At 41.4% G+C, this 1,538-nt stretch carries 2 protein-coding genes; one reads left to right on the top strand and one right to left on the bottom strand.

Annotated elements, in window-relative coordinates; all coding sequences use genetic code 11:
* Positions 1-66: 66 nt before the first annotated feature.
* The gene (locus AB3112_RS11430) at positions 67-504 is read right to left on the bottom strand and encodes a GNAT family N-acetyltransferase (RefSeq protein ID WP_367334563.1); all 438 of its coding nucleotides are present in this window, start codon (positions 502-504) and stop codon (positions 67-69) included.
* 130 nt (positions 505-634) lie between these two features.
* Between AB3112_RS11430 and AB3112_RS11425 the strand changes: the two genes are divergently transcribed.
* Positions 635-1,036: a MarR family winged helix-turn-helix transcriptional regulator gene (locus tag AB3112_RS11425; protein ID WP_367334562.1), complete on the top strand. Its 402-nt coding sequence runs from the start codon at positions 635-637 to the stop codon at positions 1,034-1,036.
* Positions 1,037-1,538 lie beyond the last annotated feature (502 nt).

Below are 1,538 nucleotides of genomic sequence, written 5' to 3'. Positions count from 1 at the left end.
TTATTCATTGACATCGCAATTTTTGTGTTTGTACTGCCCGTCCACTTGTGCTAAAGATTGGAGCAGTTATGCCTTTAGCACCTCGTGCACCATTTTGATGTGAGGGGTGGAATTGAAAATGAAAGGCTCGCCAACAGTCGTAAAACCATATTTTTCGTAGAAACCTTGAACTTGAACCTGTGCTTCGATTTCAATGGGTAGGTGACCGAAATGGGTTCGAATCGCGGTTAAAACATTGGTCATCAGTTGATCACCTAATCCAATGCCACGATGGGCGGGATCCGTAACAACTCGGCCAAAGGTGACATGACCGTCTTCTTTATACACCCGAGAATAAGCCACAATACGGTCATCCTGATAGAAAACGTGCAGCGCATTTAAATCATTTTCATCCACTTCTTGATAAATTCGTTTTTGCGCCACGACAAATGTTGCGACCCGGAGATGATAAAGTTCATATAGTTCCTTGGTTGATAATTCTGAAAATGATTTGGTTTTCCACATAAATGACACTCCTAACGATGTTTTCGATTCATTGCATTTGCAATTACTTTCAAAATCTTATCACTATTTAATTGCAAATACAATAACCTTCCTGTAGATTAGAGTCAAATGGCTCATACGGAGGATTATGATGTTTGAGATTATTCGTGATATCGGGGCAATTACACGCAAGATTGAAATCAATACTAATGCGGAGTTTAGACGACTTGGGTTAGCAAACAACGCCTTTATCTATGTGATTCGCAGTTACGAAAAGCCGGGGATGTTTCTGGGGGAATTGGCTGATTCCGTTCAGATTGACCGAACGACCGCTTTTCGAACGGTCCGCAAACTAGTGGACAGTGGCTATCTGAGGTTAGAAGACGATGCTAATGACAAACGTTTACGACGCGTTTACGTGACGGAAAAGGGTGCCGACGTTTATCCGGAATTACATGCCTTTGAGCAGCATTCATCCGATACACTGGTATCACAGCTAACAGGTAACGAGAAAGACGAGCTGAAGCGGTTATTAGGTAAATTAATTTATTAGTTAAAAGGGCAAACCGCCATTTGAATTCTTGGTTATGTTATTTTGGTGAGAGGCGCTTAAGCGATCTTTTTCGCCAAAAGTTCAAAAAATTTTTTATGCTAATAAACGTTGATATAACAGTGCTTATGCCATCCTGAAAACTATCCGTTTAAGATTAATTTATTAAAAATGATTGACATTTTCTCATGTTCAGGGATACACTACTTGCAACAAATCAAATACGACAACAAGATTTGACCCGATGGATTAGGGTCATAGCCTTATGAAGAGAGTACCGGTTTGGTGAGACGGTATTAGGACTGTGACTTGAAAGATCGTGTTCGACGGGTTCGCTTCTCGAGGCGAACTGGTGGCACCCATTATCGTGCAGCGTATCGCAACTATTAGGTGCCGTGCGTGTTGAGGAATTACTTCAAACGGTAATTTGAATTAAGGTGGTACCGCGTTACTAAACGCCCTTTGGTCTTTGACCAAAGGGCGTTTTTTAGTTGTCGTATAGCTG

The sequence above is a fragment of the Lentilactobacillus sp. genome (genome assembly GCF_040773105.1).
Lineage (GTDB): Bacteria > Bacillota > Bacilli > Lactobacillales > Lactobacillaceae > Lentilactobacillus > Lentilactobacillus parabuchneri.
The sequence above is the reverse complement of the archived record's forward strand: the minus strand, read 5'-3'. Positions and strand labels throughout refer to the sequence as shown.